1 pseudogene is annotated in these 647 nt (G+C 73.7%); it reads left to right on the top strand.

What is annotated here, in order from left to right:
* Window positions 1–134: 134 nt before the first annotated feature.
* Window positions 135–635 (top strand): annotated as a pseudogene (locus tag G3N62_RS35615) (amidohydrolase family protein); the annotation flags it as partial.
* Window positions 636–647: the final 12 nt, after the last annotated feature.

Below are 647 nucleotides of genomic sequence, written 5' to 3'. Positions count from 1 at the left end.
TGGCGCATTCGACGGGGGCGCGGCGCCCGCGTGCCGGCATACGGACGCGCGACGTCGGGCTCGCCGCGTGCCGCCGGACGGCATGCCGGGAGGCAGCCGCCGCGCGCCCGCCGAGCCGCTCGGGAGGGCGCAGGGTGCTTAGGGCCGTGGACTCCGCACGTGCGGCGGACCTCGTCGTCTTCAACGGCAAGATCGCGACCCAGGACGACACGCGTTCGTTCGTCAGCGCGATCGCGGTCGCGGGCGGGCGCATCGTCGCGACCGGCAGCGATCGCGACGTGTTGCGTCACGCGGGTGCCGGCACGACCCGCATCGACCTGAACGGGCGCACCGCGATCCCCGGCCTGAACGACGCGCATCTGGGCGCGATCGGCGGCGGCCTGAGCTTCAACATGGAATTGCGCTGGGACGGCGTGACGTCGCTCGCCGATGCGCTCGACCTGCTGCGCCGCCAGGTGCAGCGCACGCCCGCGCCGCAGTGGGCGCGCGTCGCGGCGGGCTGGACCGCCTTCCAGTTCGCGGAAAAGCGCGGCCCGACGGTGGCCGAACTGAACGCGATCGCGCCCGATACGCCGGTGTTCATCCAGCATCTGGACGACAGCGCGTGGCTGAATGCGGCCGCGGTGCGCGCGCTGTCGTCCAGCTGA

This window comes from Burkholderia sp. Tr-20355 (assembly GCF_017104685.1).
Classification (GTDB): Bacteria; Pseudomonadota; Gammaproteobacteria; order Burkholderiales; family Burkholderiaceae; genus Burkholderia; species Burkholderia seminalis.
The sequence above is the reverse complement of the archived record's forward strand: the minus strand, read 5'-3'. Positions and strand labels throughout refer to the sequence as shown.